Raw genomic sequence first — 20,478 nt, forward strand, 5'->3', positions numbered from 1 at the left:
GCCGTCATCGCCAGGATGCTTCTCCGCCGCGTCCTCATCCTGATCCCGCTGCTGCTGGGCGTCGTCCTGTTCGTCTTCATCGTCATGCGGTTCTCGAACAGCAAGCCGGAGTACGCCTACTTCCAGGGTGCCAACCCGACCCCGGAACAGATCCACCGGTTCCAGGTCGAGAACGGCCTGCTGGACCCGCTGCCGCTGCGGTACGTGCACTTCGTCGGTGACCTGCTCCACGGTGACATGGGCACCAGCGTGCTCACCAAGGCCCCCGTGCTGGACTCGGTGCTCACCGCTCTGCCGCTGACCGTCCAGCTCACCTTCCTGGGGCTGGGGATCGCCGTGGTCGTCGCGCTGGTCCTCGGCGTCACCGCGGCGCTCTTCCGGGACCGCTGGCCCGACCAGGTGATCCGGGTGGTGTCGCTGGTCGGGGTGGCGGCCCCGGCCTTCTGGCTGGCGCTGCTGATGATCCAGTGGCTCGCGGTGGGTAAGGGGATCTTCCCGACCGGCGGGTACATCAACCCCGCCGACTCCCTCACCGGCTGGCTGAGGTCGATGACACTGCCCGCCCTGTCGCTGTCCCTCCCGGTGGCGGCCCAGCTCATCCGGATCATCCGCACCTCCATGGTCGAGGAACTGGACAGGGACTACGTCCGCACCGCGATCGGCAGTGGGCTCCCCCCGCTGGTGGTCGTCGGGCGCAACGTGCTGCGCAACGCCCTGATCAACCCGCTCACGGTGCTGGGCCTGCGGATCGGATACCTGCTCGGCGGCGCGGTGGTCATCGAGCAGATCTACTCCCTGCCAGGGATGGGACAACTCATGATCAACGCCGTACGTGACGGTGACCCGGCGGTGGTCCAGGGCGTGGTGCTGACCATCGCCGTCGGATTCATGGCCGTCAACCTGGCCGTCGACGTCCTCTACCTGCTGATCAACCCCCGGCTCAGGAGCGCCGCCTGATGCGAAAAGGACTGACCGGCGCGCTGGCCCGGCCCGGAGTCACCTTCACGAGGCTGTCCCCGCTGTCGTGGATCGCCCTGGGCGTTCTGGCGGCGGTCATTCTCGCCGCCCTGCTCGCCCCCCTGACGGCCCCGCACTCCCCGTACTTCCAGCAGGCCGCCGGCGGCGGCCCCTCCGCCGACCACTGGATGGGACTGGACAGCGCCAACCGCGACATCCTGAGCCGGCTGATGTACGGGGCGCGCTGGTCGCTCCTCATCGGGCTGGGGGCGACCGGCCTGGCGCTGGTGGCCGGGGCCGTCATCGGCGCCGTCGCCGCCACCTCCCGCAGGTGGGTCGACGAGACGATCATGCGGGTCCTCGACGTCATCATGGCCTTCCCCGGGATCGCGCTGGCCGCGGTGCTGGTGGCGGTCTTCGGCGGCGGGGTCTCGGTGCTGGTGATCGCGATCGGCTTCCTGTACATGCCGTCGGTGGCCCGGGTGGTCCGGGCCAACGTGCTGGCGCAGTACGGGGAGGACTACGTGGCGGCCGAGAGGATCATCGGCGCCCGGACCCCCCACATCCTGCTCAGGCACGTGGCCGTCAACTGCGCGGCGCCGGTGCTGGTGTTCTGCACGGTGATGGTCGCCGACGCCATCGTCTTCGAGGCGTCGCTGTCCTTCATCGGCGCCGGGGTCCGGCCACCCGACCCGTCCTGGGGCAGCGTCATCGCCGACGGCAGGAACATGGTGCTGCTCGGAGGCTGGTGGGCCACCGTGTTCCCCGGCCTGCTGATCCTGATCACGGTGCTCTCGCTGAACATCCTGTCCGAGGGGGTGTCCGACGCCTGGGCGGCGCCGGCGGCACGCCGGCCGGCCGACGCGGAGAAGCCCGCCGAGGTGGACGCGCTGGAGCAGGCCCGGCCGGGCACCGGGGAGGTCACCGAACTGCCGGGACTGGCAGAGGCGGCCCGCCGCCTGGCCGGACGCGCCCGCCCGCTGCCCACCGGCGAGCCGGTCCTGCGGGTGACCGATCTGGCCATCGGCTTCGACGGCCGGCACGACGGCGTGGACATCGTCGACGGGATCTCCTTCGACGTCCGTCCGGGAGAGGTGCTCGGGCTGGTCGGCGAATCCGGGTGCGGGAAGTCGCTCACCGCGCTGACCGTCATGGGCCTGCAGCCGCGCGGAGCCCGGATCCGCGGCGAGATCGGCTTCGACGGCAAGGACCTGCTGCGGCTCTCCCCGCCGGCCCGCCGCAGGCTGCTGGGACACGACATGGCGATGGTCTACCAGGACGCCCTCTCCTCGCTGAACCCCGCGATGACCATCAAGGCCCAGCTGAAACAGGTGACCAGACGTGGCGGCAGGCGGAGCGCGGCCGAGCTGCTGGAGCTGGTCGGACTGGATCCGGAGCGGACCCTTCCCTCCTACCCGCACGAGCTGTCCGGAGGCCAGCGCCAGCGGGTGCTCATCGCGATGGCCCTGTCCCGCAGCCCCAAGCTGATCATCGCCGACGAGCCCACCACCGCCCTGGACGTGACGGTCCAGGCTCAGGTGATCGAGCTGCTGCTGCGGCTCCGGTCCGAACTCGGCTTCGCGCTGGTCCTGGTCTCCCACGACCTCGCCCTGGTGGCCGACGTCACCGACCGGGTCGTGGTGATGTACGGCGGGCAGATCGTCGAGACCGGCGTCACCGCGACCCTCGTCGGAGCCCCGGCCCACCACTACGCCCGGGGGCTGCTCGGCTCGGTGCTGTCACTGGAGTCCGGCGCACAGCGGCTCACCCAGATCCGCGGGGTGGTCCCGTCCCCCGCCGGCTTCCCCGCCGGCTGCCGGTTCGCCGACCGCTGCCCGATGGCCACGGACGTCTGCCGCACGGACGCCCCCCGGCTGGAGGGAGACGTCCACCGCCACTCGGTGGCCTGTCACCACCCGGCGGTCGAGATCACGACACCGGTGTTCGCCGGAAAGGAGACCCGATGACGACGGACCCCGGCACGGCGGAGACCCTGCTCGAACTCGCCGACGTCCATGTGGTGCACCGGGCGCGCTCCGGCGGACTGTTCTCCCGCGACCGGGTGCACGCCCTCACCGGGGCGGACCTGACCGTCGCCGCCGGCCAGACGGTCGGTGTCGTGGGGGAGTCCGGCTGCGGCAAGTCCACCCTGGCCAAGGTGCTGGTAGGGCTGCAACGGCCCACCTCCGGCACGGTGTCCTTCCGGGGCCGGGACCTCTGGTCGATGAAGGACGCCGAGCGCAGGACCCTCATCGGGTCGAGCACCGGAATGATCTTTCAGGACCCGTCCACGGCGCTCAACCGCCGGCTGCCCGTCCGGCAGGTCCTGCGCGACCCGCTGAACGTGCACCGGCGCGGCACCGCGCAGTGGCGGGACGGGCGGGTGCGTGAGCTGCTCGACCTGGTCGGCCTGCCTCCGAGCGCCGCCGACCAGCTCCCGGGCCGGCTCTCCGGAGGCCAGCGCCAGCGCGTGGCCATCGCCAGGGCGCTGGCGCTCGAACCGGAGCTGCTGATCGCGGACGAGCCGACGAGCGCGCTGGACGTCTCGGTCCGTGCCCAGATCCTGAACCTGCTGCTGGACCTGAAGGACCGGCTCGGACTGACGCTGGTCTTCGTCTCCCACGACATCCAGACGGTGCGGCGGATGAGCGACCAGGTCATCACGATGTACCTGGGACGTGTCGTCGAACGGACCCCGTCGCAGGCCGTACCGGACCATGCCCGCCACCCCTACACCAGGGCACTGTTCTCCGCCACGCCCGGACTGCTCTCGCCGATCAATCCGATCCCGCTGGTGGGCTCGGTGCCGTCGGCGACGCGGCCGCCGAGCGGATGCCCCTTCCGCACCCGGTGCTGGAAGGCCGACGACGTGTGCGCCACGGAGATGCCGGCGATGCGGGCCGGCGGCGCCGGCCCGTCCGGCGACCACCTGTTCCGCTGCCACCACCCGGTCCCCGCCGGGGCCACCGACCTCGACCTGATCAGCCAAGCACAGGAGCGTCAATGACAACCGCCACCGCACTGACCGGCGTCATCCCCCCGGTGTGCACCCCGTTGACCCCGGACTTCGAGGTCGACACCGGATCGCTGACCCGGCTGGTGGACCACCTGCTGGACGGCGGGGTGGACGGGCTGTTCGTCCTCGGCTCCTCCTCGGAGGTGGCGTTCCTGCCGGACGGACACCGGGCGATCGTGCTGGACACGGTGCTGGGCCACGTGGGCGGCCAGGTCCCGGTGCTGGCCGGTGTGATCGACATGACCACCCCGAGGGTGCTGGAGCACGTGCGGGCCGCCGTCAAGGCGGGCGTGGACGGGATCGTGGCGACCGCGCCGTTCTACACCCGTACCCATCCCGTGGAGATCGACGGGCACTTCCGGACCATCGCCGGCCAGGCCGGTCTGCCGCTGTACGCCTATGATCTGCCCGTCTCCGTGCACAGCAAGCTCGGTGCCGATCTCCTGCTCGGCCTGGCGGCCGACGGCGTGCTGGCCGGGGTGAAGGACTCCAGCGGCGACGAGGCCGGCCTGCGCGAGGTGATCCTCGGGCGGCGGGAGCGGAGCGACATCGGCTCCTTCAGCGTCCTGACCGGATCCGAGCTGACCGTCGACTCCGCCCTGTGGATGGGGGCCGACGGCGTGGTGCCCGGACTCGGCAACGTCGACCCCCACGGGTACACCCGGCTGTTCCGCTCGGCGTCGGAGGGCGACTGGGAGGCCGCGCGCACCGAGCAGGAACGCCTGTTCCGCCTGTTCGGCCTGGTGAGAGCCGGTGGGGCGCGGATGGGAGCGGGGTCGTCGGCCATGGGCGCCTTCAAGGCGGCCCTGCACCTGCGCGGGATCATCGACCACCCGACCACCGCGCTGCCGCAGATCCCGCTGGACGGCGACGAGACCGGCCGGGTCGGCGCATACCTGGCAGCCGCCGGCCTGCTGTGACGGACCGGCCCGGCCGCCGAGCCGGGCCGCCAGAAGGGAGCGTCAAGAGTTGAACCGGATGGATCGGCTGTACCGGCGTCTGGGGGGCATCGCCTACGGCGGTGACTACAACCCCGAGCAGTGGCCGGAGGAGGTGCACGCCGAGGACGTCAGGCTGATGCGGGAGGCCGGGGTCAACCTGGTCAGCCTGGGCATCTTCTCCTGGGCTTTCGTGCAGCCGGAGCCGGATCGGATGGAGTTCGGCCGGTTCGACCGGATCATGGACCGGCTGGCGGACGGCGGTGTCGGCGTCTGCCTGGCCACCATGACCGCCTCCCCGCCTCCGTGGCTGAGCGCCCGCCACCCCGAGGTGCTGCCGGAACGGGCGGACGGGACCCGGCTCTGGCCGGGTGCGCGCCAGCACTACTGCCCCTCCAGCCCGGTCTACCGGGAGCACGCGGCACGTCTGGTCTCCGCCGTGGCCGAGCGCTACGGCGACCACCCGGCGCTGGCCATGTGGCACATCGGCAACGAGTACGGCTGCCACGTGCGGGCGTGCTACTGCGACGTCTCCGCCGGATCCTTCCGCGAATGGCTGCGCGAGCGCTACGGCGACGTCGAGGCGCTCAACGACGCCTGGTCGACGGCTTTCTGGTCGCAGCGGTACGCCTCCTTCGAGGAGGTGCTGCCGCCCCGCACCGCACCGACCTTCCCCAACCCCGCCCAGCAGATCGACTTCGCCCGGTTCGGCTCCGACGAGCTGCTCGCCTGCTATCTCACCGAGAAGCGGATCCTCGACCGGATCGCCCCCGAGGTGCCCGCCACGACCAACTTCGTCCCGCTGGCCAAGACCCTCGACCTGTTCGAGTGGGCCTCCCACCTGGATGTCGTCAGCTACGACTCCTACCCCGATCCGCACGACGAGCACGCCGCGCCCAGGGCCGCCCTCTCCTACGACGTGATGCGCTCGCTGCGGGGCGGTCAGCCGTACCTGCTCATGGAGCAGGCGCCGAGCGCCGTCAACTGGCGGGCCCGCAACGCGCCCAAGCCACCCGGCGTCATGCGGCTGTGGAGCTGGCAGGCCGTCGCGCACGGCGCCGACGCGGTGATGTTCTTCCAGTGGCGGCAGTCGCGCGGCGGGGCCGAGAAGTACCACTCGGCGATGGTCCCGCACGGTGGCACGGACACCCGGGCTTTCCGGGAGGTGCGGGAGCTCGGCCAGGAGCTCGCGAGCGTGCCGGAGCTGTTCGGCGCGCGGTCGCCCCGTGCCGACGTGGCCGTCGTCCTGGACTGGCAGAGCTGGTGGGGGCTCGAACAGGCCGCCCGCCCCAACGCCGACCTCCGTCTCGACGACCTCGTGTTCGCCCACTATCTGCCCCTCTACCAGGAAAACGTGGCGTGTGACATCGTCCGGCCGGGCGGTGACCTGTCCGGCTACCGGCTGGTCGTCGTGCCCAACCTCTACATGGCCGGCGAGGAGGAGGCGGCCAACCTCGAACGGTACGTCGAGGGCGGTGGGACGCTGCTGATGTCCTTCTTCTCCGGGATCGTCGACCCGTGCGACCGGGTCCACCTCGGCGGCTACCCGGCCCCCTTCCGGCGGATGCTCGGTCTGCGCGTGGAGGAGTTCTGGCCGCTTGACGACGGCGTCGGCGTGGAGCTGTCCCGGGGGAGGGGGAGCCTGTGGTCGGAGGAGATCACGCTGGAGGGGGCCGAGGCCGTCGCGTCCTTCTCCGGCGGAGAGCTCACCGGCCTGCCGGCGGTCACCCGGCACCGTTTCGGGCTGGGCGCCGCCTGGTATCTCGGCACGCTCCCCGACCCCGCCACGATGCGCGAACTGCTGCGGCGCGCCGGCGAGGAGGCGGGCGTCCGGCCCGTCCTTCCCGGCCTGCCCGCCGGTGTGCAGGCGCGGGTACGGCAGGCGGCCGACGGAACCCTCCGCTACGTGTTGCTCAACCACTCCGCGGAAGCCGTCACCGTACCCCTGCCGGCGCCGATGTGCGACGACCTCGCCGGCGCCGGCCCGTCGGACCACGTACGGCTCGCGTCCCGAGGGGCGGCCCTGCTCCGCCCGGCGGCCACACCCGTCTGACGGAGTTCTCGCCGGCCGCGGGAACTCCCTTCCCGGTCCGTCCGTCAGTACTGGTGCGACTCCTCCGACGCTGAAAGGCACTCCTGTGCGCAGTCCGTTCTTCGGCAACATGGACCAGGGCCAGGTGCCCGGCCACTTCGTCCTGCAGAACCCCAAGATGCTGCGGGTGCAGCTGAACGGGGAGGTGCTGGCACGGCAGGGATCGATGGTCGCCTTCCAGGGGCAGATGGACTTCGACTACGAGGGGTCCGGAGGCGTCGGCCGCTTCCTGAAGAAGATGGTGACGGGGGAGGGCGCGCCGCTGATGCGGGTACGCGGGCAGGGCCCGCTCTTCCTGGCGAACAATGCCGACGACGTGCACCTGTTCTACCTGGAGAACGAGGCGATCACCGTCAACGGGGCCAACCTGCTGGCCTTCGATCCCCAGCTCGCCTGGGACATCCAGCGGCTGCAGGGCGCCGGCATCGTCACCGGCGGCCTGTTCAACACCACCGTCCAGGGCACCGGCTGGGTGGCGGTCACCGCGCACGGCGCGCCGGTGCTGCTCGACACCTCCCTGGCGCCGACCTTCGCCGACAGCCAGTCCGCGGTGTGCTGGAGCGCCGGGCTGCGCGTGGGCGTCAACCGCACCTTCAAGGCGGGGGCGCTCATCGGGCGGGGGAGCGGCGAGGCCGCGCAGCTCGCGTTCCAGGGGCAGGGCTTCGTCCTGGTCCAGGCCAGCGAGGGCCCGATCGTTCCGCAGACCGGCGGCTGACCACCGCACCGCGCGGCCGGCCGGCCTTTCTCCGTACGGCCGGCCTTTCTCCGTACAGAGGGTCACCCGGGGTACGGCGCCCGGCCGGCGGCTCAGCGTCCGGCGGTCCGGTCGAGCACGCCGTCCCAGTCGGACAGGAAGCGGCCGAGGCCGTAGCGGGCGAGCGCGGAGGCTCGGGCGGCCTTCCCGCACTGCCGGGCCCGCGCCGGGTCGGTGACGAAGCCCCGCAGCGCGTCGGTGAGGGTGGCGACGCGGGTCGAGATCACTCCCGCGTCCGGTGGCACCGCCTCCACGGCCTCGGTGGTGGCCAGCGCCACGACGGGCATGCCGAGCAGCATGGCCTCGATCAGGGAGGGCCCGAGCGAGGTCCACCGGTAGGGATGCAGGTAGACGCGCCGCCGGGCGAGTTCGGCATGCATCGCCTGCTGCGGCAGGTCCTCGAAGGTTCCGAACGGGAAGCGGAGCCGGTGCGGCAGGCCGGTGACCTTCGTGCCGAAGACGTCGAGCGGCGTCGTGGCGGCGAACCTCGGCAGCAGGTCCGTTCCGGCGGCCCGCTCGCGCCGGATCGGTTCGTTGACGACGACACCGGCGCGCGGGAGTTCACCCGTGTAGCGGTGGCCGGGGTCGACGACGCCGTGCTCGACCACCTCGGTGGGCGCCCTGCCGGAGTCCCAGAACAGCTCGTTGAAGTGGGTCACGTGGATCAGCGGGATGTCGTCGCGGCCGGCCAGCGGGTGCCGGGTGCCGGGCGCGTTCCCCTCCGGCGCGTCGTGCTCGACGTAGACGGCAGGCACGTCCCGGCCCGGGCGGCGGCGTAGCCAGCTCTGGGCGAGGTCGAGCTCATGCGGGCGCTGCAGGACGATCAGGTCGACGTGCTCGCCGTAGAGCCGGTTCCACGGCACCTCGCGCACGGTGGCGGGCCAGGAGGAGGTCCGTGCCCGGCCACGCCCGTCGGGGCCGCGGTCGGGGAGGAGCGGTACGAGGTAGTCGTGCGTGCCCTGGACGAACGCCGTCGTCCACGACTCGTGCACGTGCCAGAGCAGGATCCTCATCGACGGGCCCCGGGGGCCGCACGGAATCCGGCCCTGGGCTCCTCCCCGCGGGAACCGGGACTGCGGGGGGCATCCGTGACCGGCGTTCCGTGGCGGTCGGACAGGACGGCGGATGGGTGTTCGCGGCTGGGCACAGGCATCTCCGGCGTGGTCTCGTCATCGGACTCGGCGGGCCGATGAACAAACCCCCCAAAAAGCCACAGGTAGTGACATGTAGTTATATGCAGGTCTCTTACCGTGACTTTTCCCCGTTCTTTCGTTTTGGGAATCGCTGCGCTCGGTAGTTAACCAGTTACAGCAGAGAGGCGAATCCATGAGATTTCTCGGGATAAACGCGATCTTCCATGACCCGGCGGCACCTGTGACGGGCGTGAAGGCGGCGGCCCCGGAGAAGAGGGGGCGGCTCAGCCGCCGCGAGTACGGCCGGCGCCCCTTCCCCCTCCCCGCGTGTGAGGTGGCCGTCTGCCCGCCCGCGGAGCCGTCATGACCGTGACGGTCCGGGAGCTGTCATGATCTCCGGCAGGCAGGCGGCCGAGGATGCGCCGGTCATGGTGGTGCTGCGCGGGCTCGGTCTCGGCGGCCTCCTCGCCGCGGTTCCCGCCCTGCGCGCTCTGCGGCGGGCCCACCCCGGCCACCGGATCGTGCTGGCCGCGTCCGCCTCGCTGGCCGATCTGGTGCCGCTGATCGGTGCGGTGGACGAGCTGCTCGACGTGCCGGGGCCGGGGCCGCTCCGGCTGGGCTCGCCCCCCGACCTCGCGGTCAACCTGTACGGCAGGGGCCCGTGGAGCATCGGCGCGCTGCGCCGTACCGATCCGGGGCTGCTGCTCACCCACGCCCATCCCGGCTTCCCGGACGTGCGAGGGCCCTCGTGGCGGGGCGACGCGCACGTGGTCCGGCGCTGGTGCGAGCTCCTCGGCTGGCACGGCATCGCGGCCGACCCGGTGGACCTGGGGCTGAAGGCCCCGCCGGCATGGGGGGTCGCGCCGACCGCCGCCCTCCGGGGAACGGCCGGCCCGGACCTCTCGTCCGAGCGGTCCGCGCCGGTGGTCGTCCATCCGGGAGCGGCCGCTCCCGCCAGGCGGTGGCCGCCGGAGCGGTTCGCGCTGCTGGCCGTCGCGCTGCGGCAGGCCGGTCACGAGGTGGTGATCACGGGGAGCGCCGGGGAGCGGGCGCTCGCCGAGCGGGTGGCCTCCCTCGCCTGTCTGCCGGAGGCGTCCGTGCTCGCCGGCCGCACCGGCCTGGGCGAGCTGGCCGCGCTGGTCGCGCGGGCCCGGCTGGTCGTCTGCGGCGACACCGGCGTGGCCCGCCTGGCCACCGCGTTCGCCACCCCCTCCGTGGTGCTGTTCGGTCCCGTCTCGCCCGCTCTGTGGGGGCCGTCCCACGGGCCGCATGTGGCCCTGTGGGCGGGACGTTCCGGCGACCCCCGGGGGAACCTGCCCGATGAGGGCCTGCTGGAAATCGGCGTCCGGGAGGTCCTCGGCGCCGTCGTCGATCTACTGGAGGTGGACGTCCGATGAACGCGCGACGGGTGGTGGTGACCGGCGGAGCCGGTCTCCTGGGGTCGTATCTGTGTGAACGCCTGCTCGCGGAGGGGGCGGCGGTGATCTGCATGGACAACTTCCTGACCGGCTCACCCCGCAACGTCGAGCATCTGCTGGGCCGGGCCGCGTTCCGCCTGGTGGAGTGCGACCTCACGGGATTCGTCCACGTCCCCGGCGACGTCGACCTGGTGCTCCACTTCGCCTCGGCGGCCTCCCCGGTCGACTACCTGCGCTACCCGATAGAGACGCTCAAGGTGGGCAGCCTCGGCACGCTGCACGCCCTCGGGCTGGCCAGGGAGAAGGGCGCCCGCTTCGTCCTGGCCTCCACCAGCGAGGTGTACGGCGACCCGCTGGAGCACCCGCAGCGGGAGAGCTACTGGGGCAACGTCAACCCGGTGGGGCCGCGGAGCGTGTACGACGAGGCCAAGCGGTTCGCCGAGTCGCTGACCACGGCCTACCGCAACTCCCACGGGACCGACACCGCGATCGTACGGATCTTCAACACCTACGGGCCGAGGATGCGGCCCCACGACGGCAGGGCCATCCCCACCTTCATCCGCCAGGCCCTGCGCGGTGAGCCGATCACCGTGACCGGCGACGGCGGCCAGACCCGGTCCGTCTGCTACGTGGACGACACGGTCGAGGGCATCCTCGCCCTGGCGGACAGTGACTTCGAGGGCCCGGTCAACATCGGCGGCCCGGCGGAGCTGACCGTGCTCGCCCTCGCGGAGACGGTCCGCGAGCTGACCGGCTCGGACTCGCCGATCCACTTCGTCGACCGTCCCGTCGACGACCCGGAGGTCCGGCGTCCGGACACCTCTCTGGCGGCCTTCCGGCTGGGGTGGGCGCCGAAGGTGGACATCGCCGACGGGCTGAGCCGTACCATCTCCTGGTTCACCGAGGAGCTGCGCGAGCCGGAGGAGCTTCTCCGGCGCTAGGACGTGTCCGTGGATCCTCTCCGTAGCGAGGATCCACGGACACGTCCTATGCGGGGGAGCGGCCGAGCATGGCGAGGAGACGGTCGAAGCGGGCCGCGCCCTCGGGGGCGGCCGAACTCGGCTGGAACGCGGCGCCCGGCCTGAGGCGTCGCTCGTCGTCCGGGACCGCCTGGGCGATCGGCCAGGCGGCCTCCACCAGCTCCGGCTCCGCCGTGAACGCGACACCGAGAGACTGGGCGACGTCCCAGCCGTGCACCAGGTAGTCGATGAAATGAAAGCCGATGGCCTGTGGCGCGGGGAACGTCAGGCCCTTGCCGAACTCGGGCAGCGCGAACGTGCGATCCAGCACACCGTCTTCCGCGAACGCCGTCATCACGCGCTCGGCGGACCTGACATAGGCCGGGACGGCATCGCCGCCGAGCGGCTGAACCCGCCACACCGTCAGGTCGGCTCCGGTTCCCCGCGCCGCGGCGGCGAAGCCGTGGTGCTGGGCGGTCATGTGGGCGAGCAGGTCGGCCAGCGTCCAGCCGGCGCATGGCGTCGGACGGCCGAGGTCCTCGGCCGTCGCCTTGGCGACCACATCCATGCTCGCGCGCACCGCACGCCTGTCCAGTTCCCGGATATCCATGAGCGCCCCCTCTTTTTAGTAAGCTCATGCATATCATCAACGTATGTATATCATCTGTCAATGCGTATAGTGTGATGGCGTGACCGACCGTCCCGACCTGGCCGCGATGATCAGCCCGCTGAGCCGGGCGTTGATCGACGCCGAGTTGCCCGTGCTGCACGAGCACGGCCTGTCGATGTGGGCCTACTCGGTCCTGCTCGCACTGGACGAACGGCCGCTGCGGACCCAGGCCGCGCTCGCGGAGTCCATCGGCGCGGACAAGACCCGCATCATCGGGTTCCTCGACGACCTGCAGCGGAGAGGCCTCATCGAGCGGGCCCCCGACCCCGCCGACCGGCGCGCTCGCGTCCTGTCGCTGACCGCCGAGGGCCGCCGCGTGCGCGACTCCGCTCAGGCGGCCATCCGGCGGAAGGAGGAACGCCTGCTGGCGCGCCTCCCCTCAGAAGACCGGCAGGGTTTCCTGCGTGCCCTGCGGGCGCTCGCCGCCCTGCCTCCCGAAGAGATCACGGGCGCTTGACCGCCGGGACGGCATGGCACGCGCACCGCCTGCGGGCCAGCTGGTCCAGGACGGGCTGCAGCTCGATCTCCTGATCGATCTTCCGGAAGGCGTGCCTCCTCTCCAGCGGCTACAGCGCTTCGACCGGCTGGGGCTCGGCGGTCGCGGGCGTGGCCTCGCCTCCCGGACGGACTCGCCTGCCGCTGTTGTCGTGCAGCCAGTGGGCGAGCTTGTCGAGTGTGACGTTGATGGCGATGAAGATGGCGGCGATGACGATGGCGGCGGGGATGACATTGGAGAAGTTCGCGGCGATGCCGTTGAGACCCCGGTCCACCAGTTCGTCGTAGCCGACGATGAACCCGAGCGCGGAGTCCTTGAGCAGCACCACGCACTGGCTGACGATCGCGGGCATCATGGTGCGGATGGCCTGGGGGAGCAGGACGAGCCGCATGACCTGACCCTTGCGCATGCCCATCGCGTAGGCGGCCTCCGCCTGGCCCTTGGGCAGGCTCTGGACGCCGGCCCTGACGATCTCGGCGATCACCGAGCCGTTGTAGAGCGTGAGCCCGAAGACGACGGCGGTGAACGCGGAGATGCTCGTCCCGATGAGCACGAACGAGCCGAAGAACGCGAAGAAGATGAGCAGCAGGAGCGGGACGGCCCGGAAGAACTCCACGACCACGGCCGCGGGCACCCTGAGCCAGCGGTGCTCGGACATCCGGGCGGCCGCGAACACGAACCCGAAGACGGTGGCGAGGAAGATCCCCGCGACGGCGGCCTTCAGCGTCCCGAACAGGCCGGGCAGGATGAACGTGACCCACACGTCGGGACGGAGCAGCGGCAACCACTTCTCGGCCGACCACTGCTGGTTCGCGTCGAACCTGACGTAGACGAGCACGGCGACGGCGAGCATGACCACGGTCACGGCCACGGTCAGTACCCGATTGCGGCGGACCCCGCGCGGACCCGGGGCCTCGTAGAGGTTGCCGAAGGGCGCCGTGCTCATCGGACCACCGCCAGGCGGCGCGACAGCCAGCCGAAGAACAGCCCGGTGGGCAGGCAGAGGATGACGAACCCGACGGCGAACCCGAAGAAGACCTGGATCACCTGGTCTCCGTACACCTCGATCATCTCCCGCATCCGCACGGACGCCTCGGCCACGCCGACCACGAGGGCGATGGTGGTGTTCTTGGTCAGCGCGATCAGGATGCTGCCCAGCGGCACGACCACGGCCCGGAACGCCTGGGGCAGGATGATCAGGCGCAGGGTCTGCTGGAAGCTGAGCCCGATCGAGCGGGCGGCCTCGGCCTGGCCGACCGGCACGGTGTTGATGCCGGAGCGCAGCGCCTCGCACACGAAGGCGGAGGTGTAGGCGGTCAGCCCGAGTATGGCGAGCCAGAAGTTGTTCACGCTGATGTCGTCGGAGAACTCGACACCAAGGTTCGCGCCCACCCCCAGGCCGGTGAACAGGAGCACGAGCGTGAGCGGGGTGTTGCGGGCCACGGTGACGTACCCGCTGGCGACGGTGCGCAGGATCGGTAGCGGCGAGACGCGCATCGCGGTCAGCAGGGTGCCGAGAACGAGCGAGCCGACGGTGCTGACCGCGGTGAGCCGCACGGTCATCCAGAAGGCCAGGATGACGGTGTCTCGCTCAAGGATCAGTGCGTTCATGGGTACCTCAAGTCCGGTCGGGGTACGGCGGGCGCCGGACAGGATGCGACGCCCGCCGTACCGGCAAGGGGGGTCAGTACCTTTCGAGCTTCGGCGCCTCGGGGGCGGCGAAGCCGGCGGCGCCGAAGTTGGCCTCGATCGCGGCCTTCCAGCTCCCGTCGGAGAACATCTTGGTCAGCGCCTCGTTGACGGCGTCCCGGCCCTGCTTGTCGTCCTTCTTGAGGCCGATGCCGTACTTCTCGGTGCTGAACGTCTTGCCGGCCACCTTGAGCTTGCCGACGTGCTGGGCGGCGTAGCCGGCGAGGATCACGTTGTCGGTGGTGATGGCGTCGAGCTGGCCGCCGAGCACCCGGTCCACGCACGCGGAGTAGGCCCGCTCCTCCTGGAGCTGGACCTCCTTGGCGTAGGTGTCCTTGACCTTCTGCGCGGAGGTCGAGCCGGCGACGGAGCACAGCTTCTTGCCGTTGAGCGCCTCGGGCCCGGTCAGCGCGCTGTCGTCGGCGCGGACGAGCAGGTCCTGCCCGGCGACGAAGTACGGCCCGGCGAAGGAGACCTTCTGCTTGCGGGCGTCGGTGATGGAGTACGTCGCCACCACCATGTCGACCTGGCCCTGCTGGAGGAACGCCTCGCGGTTGGCCGAGACGGTCTCCTTGAAAGTGATGTTGGCGGGGTCGACGCCGAGGGCCTTGGCGACATACTTGGCGACCTCGATGTCGAAACCGGCGAAGGTGCCGTCCGGCGTGCGCAGGCCGAGACCGGGCTGGTCGGCCTTGACGCCGATGACGAGCTTCTTCTCGTCCTTCGCCTTGTCCACGATGGAGCCGGAACCGCCGTCGCCGCCACACGCGGAGGTCAGGGTGACAAGGGTGAGGGCGAACGCCGTGACGATGGATCGTCTGAACATGATCATCCTTATGGGGGGTCAGTGACTGAGGATCTTGGCGAGGAATGACTTGGCGCGCTCGCTGCGCGGAGCGCCGAAGAAGTCGTCGGGGGTGTTCTCCTCGACGATCTGGCCGTCGGCCATGAACACGACCCGGTCGGCGGCGCGGCGGGCGAAGCCCATCTCGTGGGTGACCACGAGCATCGTCATGCCGTCGCGGGCGAGCGCCGTCATCACGTCGAGCACCTCGTTGACCATCTCGGGGTCGAGTGCGGAGGTGGGTTCGTCGAAGAGGATCACTTTGGGGTCCATGGCCAGCGAGCGGGCGATCGCGACACGTTGCTGCTGGCCGCCGGAGAGCTGCGCCGGATACTTGTCGGCCTGGTTGCCGATGCCCACCCGGTCGAGCAGTTCGCGGCCCCGCCGCTCGGCCGCGTCCTTGCTCTTCCCGAGCACGGTGACCGGTCCGAGCGTGACGTTCTCCAGGACCGTCTTGTGGGCGAAGAGGTTGAAGTTCTGGAACACCATGCCGACGTCGGCGCGTAGCCGGGCGAGCTGCCGCCCCTCGGCGGGCAGCGGGGTGCCGTCAATGGCGATGACGCCGGAGTCGATGCTCTCAAGCCGGTTGATCGCGCGGCACAGGGTGGACTTGCCCGACCCGGACGGCCCGATGATCACGATCACCTCGCCGCGCTGGACGCTCAGGTCGATGTCCCGGAGCACGTGCAGCTCGCCGTAATGCTTGTTGACCTTGTCCAGCACCACCAACGGCGCCTCCGCGGCGGCAGGCTCCTCGGTCGCCACCCCGTGTACGGTCATCGTCACGCTCCTTCAGTCCGGGCGGTCCACTGTCCGCAGGCCGCGCCGTACATGGATGATCATCGGATCATCGGGTGATGGGCGCGTCGGGCGGCGTTGGCGTAACGGTAGAAGCCGCGTGTGTCGCGAAAAGCGTTGTGCGCGTTTTGCTCAGCGCGGGATGGGCGAGGGCTTGGCCTGTTCGGCGACTGCGCCCACGACGCCGATGGTGTCCCTGAAGGCGCGGTCCCACCGGCCGTCGCGCAGGTAGCCCGCGATCAGCGTGTTGAGGTAGTCGCGGAAGGCCGTGTCCTCGTGGCGGATGCCCATGCCGTACGGCTCCCTGCCGAACGGCCTGCGCAGGAGCCGTACCTGTTCCGGGTGCTGGATCATCAGACCGAGCAGGATCGTGTCGTCGGTGCTGATCGCGTCGATCCGCCCGGTGATCAGGGCGGTCACGCACTCCGTATAGGTGTCGACGAGCACGATTTCGGCGCGGGGGACTTCGGATCGCAGCCGGTCCACGGAGGTGGAGCCCCTGGCCGTGCAGACCTTCTTTCCGCCCATGTCCGCCGCGTCCTGGACGGCGGTGTCACCGGCGCGGACCAGCACGTCCTGCCCGGCGTAGTAGTAGGGGTCGGTGAAGCCGACCAGCCTGCGCCGCGCGGGCGTGATCGAGTATGTCGCGAGGACGACGTCGACCACGCCGCGCCGCAGGAAGTCCTCGCGGTTGCGGGGTATGGTCTCGATGAAGCGGATGTTGCTCTCACTGCCGGTGAGGTCTCTGGCGACGAGCCGGGCGATCTCCGCGTCGAATCCGGTGATCCGCCCGGTGGCCGGGTCCTTGTAGCCGAACAGCGGATGGTCGAACTTGATGCCCACGGTGAGGACGCCGCGCTGCTGGACGTGGGCCATGGTGGAGCCCTCGGGGAACGCCGAGTGCCGCGAGGGCGAGCCGGACACGCCGCAGCCGGCGAGTGCCAGCCAGACCAGCGCGGCGAGCGTCGCCCTGAAGGCGGTCACGGCATCCGCATCCGGTACCTGTGCTGCGGGCGGCCCGTCGGCCCGTAACGCAGGCCCGACTCGACCTGCCCCAGCTCGGCGAGATACTCCAGATAGCGCCGGGCGGTCGCCCTGCTGACGCCGATCGCCTGCGCCATCTCGTGCGCGGACAGATCGGCCTCGGCCGCGGCCAGCGCGTCGAGCACCGACTGCTCCGTGGCCGCGGAGATGCTCTTCGGCCGGGCCGTCTGGTCCAGGTGCAGCGAACGGAAGATCCGGTCGATCTCCTGCTGCTCGACGCTTCCGGCCTCCGCCAGTTGCGCGATGGTCGCGGCGTACCTCTGCAGCGTCTGTTCCAGGGTGTCCACCCGGGTGGGCTTGACCAGGTAGTAGAGGGCGCCGCGCTGCATCGCCGCCCTGACGGCGGTCGAGTCCTTCTGGCCGGAGACCACGATGACGTCCATGGGCGGCTGGTTGGGCCGCCGGAGCTGGTGGGCGACCTCCAGGCCAGGCAGGTCGGGCAGGTGCAGGTCGAGCAGGACGAGCCGCGGCGCGAAGTGGTGCGCGGCGGCCAGGGCCGCCTGTCCGGTATGCGCGATGCCCACCACCTTGAAGCCGAAGATCCGATTCACCTGCGCGCGCAGCGCGGTGGTGACGACCGGGTCGTCATCCACGATGAGGACGGTGATGTCCGTCGTCACGCTGCTCCTATGTCCGTGATCTTCTGACGCTGGCGTCATCTTAAAGGCGTTTTGTTACAGCCAGGAATCTTCTGTTCCTTCTGCTCACGGGGATCCACTTCGCGGATCCGAGGCCCTTACTATCGGGGCCTGACACGGTGACTGGGCGGCGTCAGCCGCAGGCGGGGTGACGAGATTGAAAGGGCTGTTCGCCGTCACGGCGCTGTGGATCCTTCTTGGCATGCTGCCGCTGGCGCTGTTGACCTCCTCCAGCATCACCCTGTCCGATCAGGCCGTCCGCAGTGAGGTGCGCGACCGGGTGGAGACCACCGCCTCGGTGAGCCGAGTCGTGGTCGAGCAGCAGATGGGTTCGCTCAAGCAGTTGGTCAGCGCCTTCGCCCAGCGGCCGGAGGTACGGCGGACGGTGATCTCCGGCGAGTCGGCGACCCGTTCCGCGCTGGCCGGATACCTGAAGGAACTGGCCCACATGCGCAGCGGGATCAGCGGCGTGATCGTCATCGGGGCGGACGGCGACATGATCGGCGCCGAGCCGCGGAGCGGGCTGCCGCAGGACGTGAGCACCACCGACTGGTACCTCGCGGTGCGCAGTCGCGGCCAGGCACACGTGTCGCAGGCGTACACACCCACCATGCGGGGCGTGTCCAGGGCCGTCGCGGTGGCGGTGCCCATCCCGGCCGCCGACGGCGGAGAGCTGCTCGGCATCCTCGCGGCGGTCTACAGCCTGGACGCCATACAGGACTTCGCCTCGCAGGCGGCCGAGGCACAGGGGATCCGGCTGCTCATCACCGACCAGTCGGGCGTGCTCGTCGCCGACCCCGGACGGAAGGTCTACGCGCTCACCTCTATGCGGGAGGACCCGAGGGTGGACGCCGCGCTGGCCGGCCGTTCGCTGTTCACCGGATTCGACGGCACGGTGCTGTCGGCCTCGGAGCCCATCCCCGACATCGGCTGGACGGTGACCGCCGAGGTGCCCACCGCCGAGGCGCTGGCCTCGGCGGAGACCCTCCGGATGCGGGTGCTGTCCGTGGCCGCGCTGCTGGCGGTTCTCATCGTCGCAGGGCTGGCGGTGCAGATCCGCACCACCAGGGGTCGCCGCCGGACGCAGGCCACCCTGGCCAGGTACGCCGAGGCGCTTGCGGCGGCACGGGACGAGGCGGTCAGCGCCTCGGTGGCCAAGACCGAGTTCCTGGCCAAGGTCAGCCACGAGATACGCACCCCGATCAACGGCGTGCTCGGCATGAACGGCCTGTTGCTCGGCACCCGGATGGACGACGAGCAGCGCCACTACGCGGGCACCGTGCAGGCGTCGGCACAGAACCTGCTGCGTCTGCTCGACGACTTCCTCGACCTGTCGAAGATCGAGGCCGGCCGGCTCGAGGCCGAAGCCGTGCCGTTCGACCTGCCCCGGTTGTGCGACGAGGTCGTGGCGCCGCTGGCCCCGCACGCCTATCGGCAGGGGCTCTGGCTCACCCTCCGCCTGGATGACGACGTGCCCCAGCACGTCGTCGGTGACCCGGTACGGCTGCGCCAGGTGCTCAGCAACCTGATCGGCAACGCGCTGAAGTTCACCGTTCAGGGCGGAGTCGACCTGGAGGTCGCGCTGGAGACGGCAGGGGGGGAGGAGGCGATCGGCGACGATCACGTCACGCTGCGGTTCGCCGTCACCGACACCGGGGTGGGAGTGGGGCCCGACGACAGGGGCCGGGTCTTCGAGGTCTTCCGCCAGGTGGACTCGCCCATCACCCGCCGCACCGGCGGCAGCGGGCTCGGCCTGGCCATCAGCAGGCAGCTCACCGAACTGATGGGTGGCCGGATCGGGCTGGACAGCATGGAGGGGATCGGCAGCAGGTTCCACCTCACCTTGCCGGTGGACGTCCTGACCTGGTCCGCCCCCGCCTCTGCGGAGTTGCGCGACCGGCGGGTCCTCGTCGCCGACGCGCGGCAGGAGGACCGCGCGCTGGCCGGGCGGATTCTGGCCGGTGCGGGGCTCGTCGCCGAGCAGGCGCAGGACGCGGCGGCCGCGCTCGCGATGCTGCGGACCGCCGCCGGTGACGGGCACCCCTTCGACCTGGCCGTCGTCGATCTCGACATGAGTGCCGTTCCCGAGGCGGACGAGCCGGTCTCGCTCGCCGACGCGATCCTGTCCGACTCCCTGCTCCATGCCACGAACGTGGTCGTACTGGTCACCCCGGGCCGGACCGGATCCGCCTGGCCGGACGTGTCCGTCGCCCCCGACCGGATCGTGCAGTCGATGACCCGTCCGCTCAGCCGCCGCCGCCTGCTCGCCGCCATCGAGAACACCCTGTCCACGGCCGACAAGGACGACGAGTCCGGCAACTTCGAAGTGGAGTCCAGGTCGGAACCGGTACGGATCCTCGTCGCCGAGGACGACGAGGTCAGCCGCGAGGTCGCCAGGCTCGTCCTGCGTAAGGCCGGGCACCGGGTCGACGTGGTCGACGACGGAGAGCAGGCGGTGCGGGCGGTGCTCGGTGGCGACTACGACCTGGTCTTCATGGACTGTCAGCTCCCCGTGCTCGACGGTCTGGCGGCGACGGTGGACATCAGACGGCGGCAGGAGAGGCCCGGCCGTACCCCGATCATCGCGATGACCGCCGCCGCGATGCCGGACGACCGCGTCCGCTGCCTGGAGGCGGGCATGAACGCCCACCTCACCAAGCCGGTGGACTGGCAGCACGTGCTCGGCCAGATCCCGGCCTGGGTGAGCCCGGAGGTTCCGGCCGAGTTGGAAGGTCTGTCACCGGAGGACGTGGCGGACATCGCACAGGCGTTCCTGTCCAGTGTGCCCGGTGTCCTCCATGAGCTGCGGGAGGCGGTGGAAGCGGGGCATCCCAAGCAGGCCGGATCGCTCGCGCACCGTCTCAGGGGCAGCTGCGCGGCCGTCGGCGCCGCGAGGGCCGCCGAGCTGTGCCGCCGTGTCGAGGAGCTGCCCGCGACGGGCACCGTGTCGGAGCTGGCGAAGGAACTGGAGCGGGTGTTCGGCGAGATGACCCGCCTGACGCAGGGACGAGAACTGATTAACAGGACATAGC

Annotated in this window: 18 protein-coding genes; 10 read left to right on the forward strand and 8 right to left on the reverse strand. The window is 70.9% G+C overall.

Annotated elements, in window-relative coordinates:
• Positions 1-15 precede the first annotated feature (15 nt).
• The 6 genes from FHR32_RS26100 to FHR32_RS26125 all read left to right on the forward strand — a co-directional run bounded on the left by FHR32_RS26100 (position 16) and on the right by FHR32_RS26125 (position 7,718).
• Positions 16-957 (forward strand): ABC transporter permease, encoded by a 942-nt coding sequence (locus tag FHR32_RS26100; RefSeq protein ID WP_246467426.1) that lies wholly within the window; start codon positions 16-18, stop codon positions 955-957.
• On the forward strand, positions 957-2,924 hold the full coding sequence (locus FHR32_RS26105) for a dipeptide/oligopeptide/nickel ABC transporter permease/ATP-binding protein (protein ID WP_184757184.1): 1,968 nt from the start codon (positions 957-959) through the stop codon (positions 2,922-2,924). The genes FHR32_RS26100 and FHR32_RS26105 overlap by 1 nt, the downstream gene beginning before the upstream one ends.
• Entirely contained in the window at positions 2,921-3,964 is a 1,044-nt protein-coding gene (locus tag FHR32_RS26110; protein ID WP_184757185.1) for an oligopeptide/dipeptide ABC transporter ATP-binding protein, read from the forward strand. Before FHR32_RS26105 ends, FHR32_RS26110 begins: the two co-directional genes overlap by 4 nt.
• Positions 3,961-4,893: a dihydrodipicolinate synthase family protein gene (locus tag FHR32_RS26115; RefSeq protein WP_184757187.1), complete on the forward strand. Its 933-nt coding sequence runs from the start codon at positions 3,961-3,963 to the stop codon at positions 4,891-4,893. Before FHR32_RS26110 ends, FHR32_RS26115 begins: the two co-directional genes overlap by 4 nt.
• A gap of 58 nt (positions 4,894-4,951) precedes the next feature.
• Positions 4,952-6,964 (forward strand): beta-galactosidase, encoded by a 2,013-nt coding sequence (locus tag FHR32_RS26120; RefSeq protein ID WP_184757829.1) that lies wholly within the window; start codon positions 4,952-4,954, stop codon positions 6,962-6,964.
• Between the two features lie 85 nt (positions 6,965-7,049).
• Entirely contained in the window at positions 7,050-7,718 is a 669-nt protein-coding gene (locus FHR32_RS26125; protein WP_184757189.1) for an AIM24 family protein, read from the forward strand.
• 92 nt (positions 7,719-7,810) lie between these two features.
• Here FHR32_RS26125 and FHR32_RS26130 read toward each other — a convergent pair whose 3' ends face one another.
• Positions 7,811-8,770 carry a glycosyltransferase gene (locus FHR32_RS26130; protein WP_184757191.1) on the reverse strand — a complete coding sequence of 320 codons (960 nt, stop codon included), beginning with the start codon at positions 8,768-8,770 and terminating at the stop codon, positions 7,811-7,813.
• A 509-nt stretch (positions 8,771-9,279) separates the two neighbouring features.
• Between FHR32_RS26130 and FHR32_RS26135 the strand changes: the two genes are divergently transcribed.
• Entirely contained in the window at positions 9,280-10,287 is a 1,008-nt protein-coding gene (locus FHR32_RS26135) for a glycosyltransferase family 9 protein (protein ID WP_221466216.1), read from the forward strand.
• Positions 10,284-11,249 carry a UDP-glucuronic acid decarboxylase family protein gene (locus FHR32_RS26140; protein WP_184757192.1) on the forward strand — a complete coding sequence of 322 codons (966 nt, stop codon included), beginning with the start codon at positions 10,284-10,286 and terminating at the stop codon, positions 11,247-11,249. The genes FHR32_RS26135 and FHR32_RS26140 overlap by 4 nt, the downstream gene beginning before the upstream one ends.
• A 46-nt stretch (positions 11,250-11,295) precedes the next feature.
• On the opposite strand, the gene FHR32_RS26145 is transcribed toward FHR32_RS26140, so the two are convergent.
• On the reverse strand, positions 11,296-11,877 hold the full coding sequence (locus FHR32_RS26145) for a TIGR03086 family metal-binding protein (protein WP_184757193.1): 582 nt from the start codon (positions 11,875-11,877) through the stop codon (positions 11,296-11,298).
• A gap of 79 nt (positions 11,878-11,956) precedes the next feature.
• Between FHR32_RS26145 and FHR32_RS26150 the strand changes: the two genes are divergently transcribed.
• On the forward strand, positions 11,957-12,394 hold the full coding sequence (locus tag FHR32_RS26150) for a MarR family winged helix-turn-helix transcriptional regulator (protein ID WP_312882701.1): 438 nt from the start codon (positions 11,957-11,959) through the stop codon (positions 12,392-12,394).
• Positions 12,395-12,503: 109 nt separating this feature from the next.
• On the opposite strand, the gene FHR32_RS26155 is transcribed toward FHR32_RS26150, so the two are convergent.
• The 6 genes from FHR32_RS26155 to FHR32_RS26180 all read right to left on the reverse strand — a co-directional run bounded on the left by FHR32_RS26155 (position 12,504) and on the right by FHR32_RS26180 (position 17,428).
• Positions 12,504-13,379: an amino acid ABC transporter permease gene (locus FHR32_RS26155; RefSeq protein WP_184757195.1), complete on the reverse strand. Its 876-nt coding sequence runs from the start codon at positions 13,377-13,379 to the stop codon at positions 12,504-12,506.
• Positions 13,376-14,044 (reverse strand): amino acid ABC transporter permease, encoded by a 669-nt coding sequence (locus tag FHR32_RS26160; RefSeq protein WP_184757197.1) that lies wholly within the window; start codon positions 14,042-14,044, stop codon positions 13,376-13,378. The genes FHR32_RS26155 and FHR32_RS26160 overlap by 4 nt, the downstream gene beginning before the upstream one ends.
• 73 nt (positions 14,045-14,117) lie before the next feature.
• Positions 14,118-14,954, reverse strand: coding sequence for a glutamate ABC transporter substrate-binding protein (locus FHR32_RS26165; protein ID WP_512700854.1), 837 nt, complete (start codon positions 14,952-14,954; stop codon positions 14,118-14,120).
• A gap of 12 nt (positions 14,955-14,966) precedes the next feature.
• Positions 14,967-15,746: an amino acid ABC transporter ATP-binding protein gene (locus FHR32_RS26170; RefSeq protein WP_184757200.1), complete on the reverse strand. Its 780-nt coding sequence runs from the start codon at positions 15,744-15,746 to the stop codon at positions 14,967-14,969.
• Positions 15,747-15,896: 150 nt separating this feature from the next.
• Positions 15,897-16,748: a glutamate ABC transporter substrate-binding protein gene (locus FHR32_RS26175; RefSeq protein WP_184757202.1), complete on the reverse strand. Its 852-nt coding sequence runs from the start codon at positions 16,746-16,748 to the stop codon at positions 15,897-15,899.
• Positions 16,745-17,428, reverse strand: a complete 684-nt coding sequence (locus FHR32_RS26180) for a response regulator (RefSeq protein WP_312882702.1) — start codon at positions 17,426-17,428, stop codon at positions 16,745-16,747. The genes FHR32_RS26175 and FHR32_RS26180 overlap by 4 nt, the downstream gene beginning before the upstream one ends.
• Positions 17,429-17,594: 166 nt before the next feature.
• On the opposite strand from FHR32_RS26180, the gene FHR32_RS26185 reads away from it, so the two are divergent.
• On the forward strand, positions 17,595-20,477 hold the full coding sequence (locus tag FHR32_RS26185) for a hybrid sensor histidine kinase/response regulator (RefSeq protein WP_312882703.1): 2,883 nt from the start codon (positions 17,595-17,597) through the stop codon (positions 20,475-20,477).
• The last annotated feature ends 1 nt before the right edge of the window (position 20,478 follow it).

The organism is Streptosporangium album (assembly GCF_014203795.1).
In the GTDB taxonomy this organism is placed as follows: domain Bacteria; phylum Actinomycetota; class Actinomycetes; order Streptosporangiales; family Streptosporangiaceae; genus Streptosporangium; species Streptosporangium album.

Coding starts and splice junctions, on each gene's coding strand:
- FHR32_RS26100 (WP_246467426.1), top strand. CDS start 16: ATGCTTCTCCGCCGCGTCCTCATCCTGATCCCGCTGCTGCTGGGCGTC.
- FHR32_RS26105 (WP_184757184.1), top strand. CDS start 957: ATGCGAAAAGGACTGACCGGCGCGCTGGCCCGGCCCGGAGTCACCTTC.
- FHR32_RS26110 (WP_184757185.1), top strand. CDS start 2,921: ATGACGACGGACCCCGGCACGGCGGAGACCCTGCTCGAACTCGCCGAC.
- FHR32_RS26115 (WP_184757187.1), top strand. CDS start 3,961: ATGACAACCGCCACCGCACTGACCGGCGTCATCCCCCCGGTGTGCACC.
- FHR32_RS26120 (WP_184757829.1), top strand. CDS start 4,952: ATGGATCGGCTGTACCGGCGTCTGGGGGGCATCGCCTACGGCGGTGAC.
- FHR32_RS26130 (WP_184757191.1), bottom strand. CDS start 8,770: ATGAGGATCCTGCTCTGGCACGTGCACGAGTCGTGGACGACGGCGTTC.
- FHR32_RS26135 (WP_221466216.1), top strand. CDS start 9,280: ATGATCTCCGGCAGGCAGGCGGCCGAGGATGCGCCGGTCATGGTGGTG.
- FHR32_RS26140 (WP_184757192.1), top strand. CDS start 10,284: ATGAACGCGCGACGGGTGGTGGTGACCGGCGGAGCCGGTCTCCTGGGG.
- FHR32_RS26145 (WP_184757193.1), bottom strand. CDS start 11,877: ATGGATATCCGGGAACTGGACAGGCGTGCGGTGCGCGCGAGCATGGAT.
- FHR32_RS26155 (WP_184757195.1), bottom strand. CDS start 13,379: ATGAGCACGGCGCCCTTCGGCAACCTCTACGAGGCCCCGGGTCCGCGC.
- FHR32_RS26160 (WP_184757197.1), bottom strand. CDS start 14,044: ATGAACGCACTGATCCTTGAGCGAGACACCGTCATCCTGGCCTTCTGG.
- FHR32_RS26165 (WP_512700854.1), bottom strand. CDS start 14,954: ATGATCATGTTCAGACGATCCATCGTCACGGCGTTCGCCCTCACCCTT.
- FHR32_RS26170 (WP_184757200.1), bottom strand. CDS start 15,746: ATGACCGTACACGGGGTGGCGACCGAGGAGCCTGCCGCCGCGGAGGCG.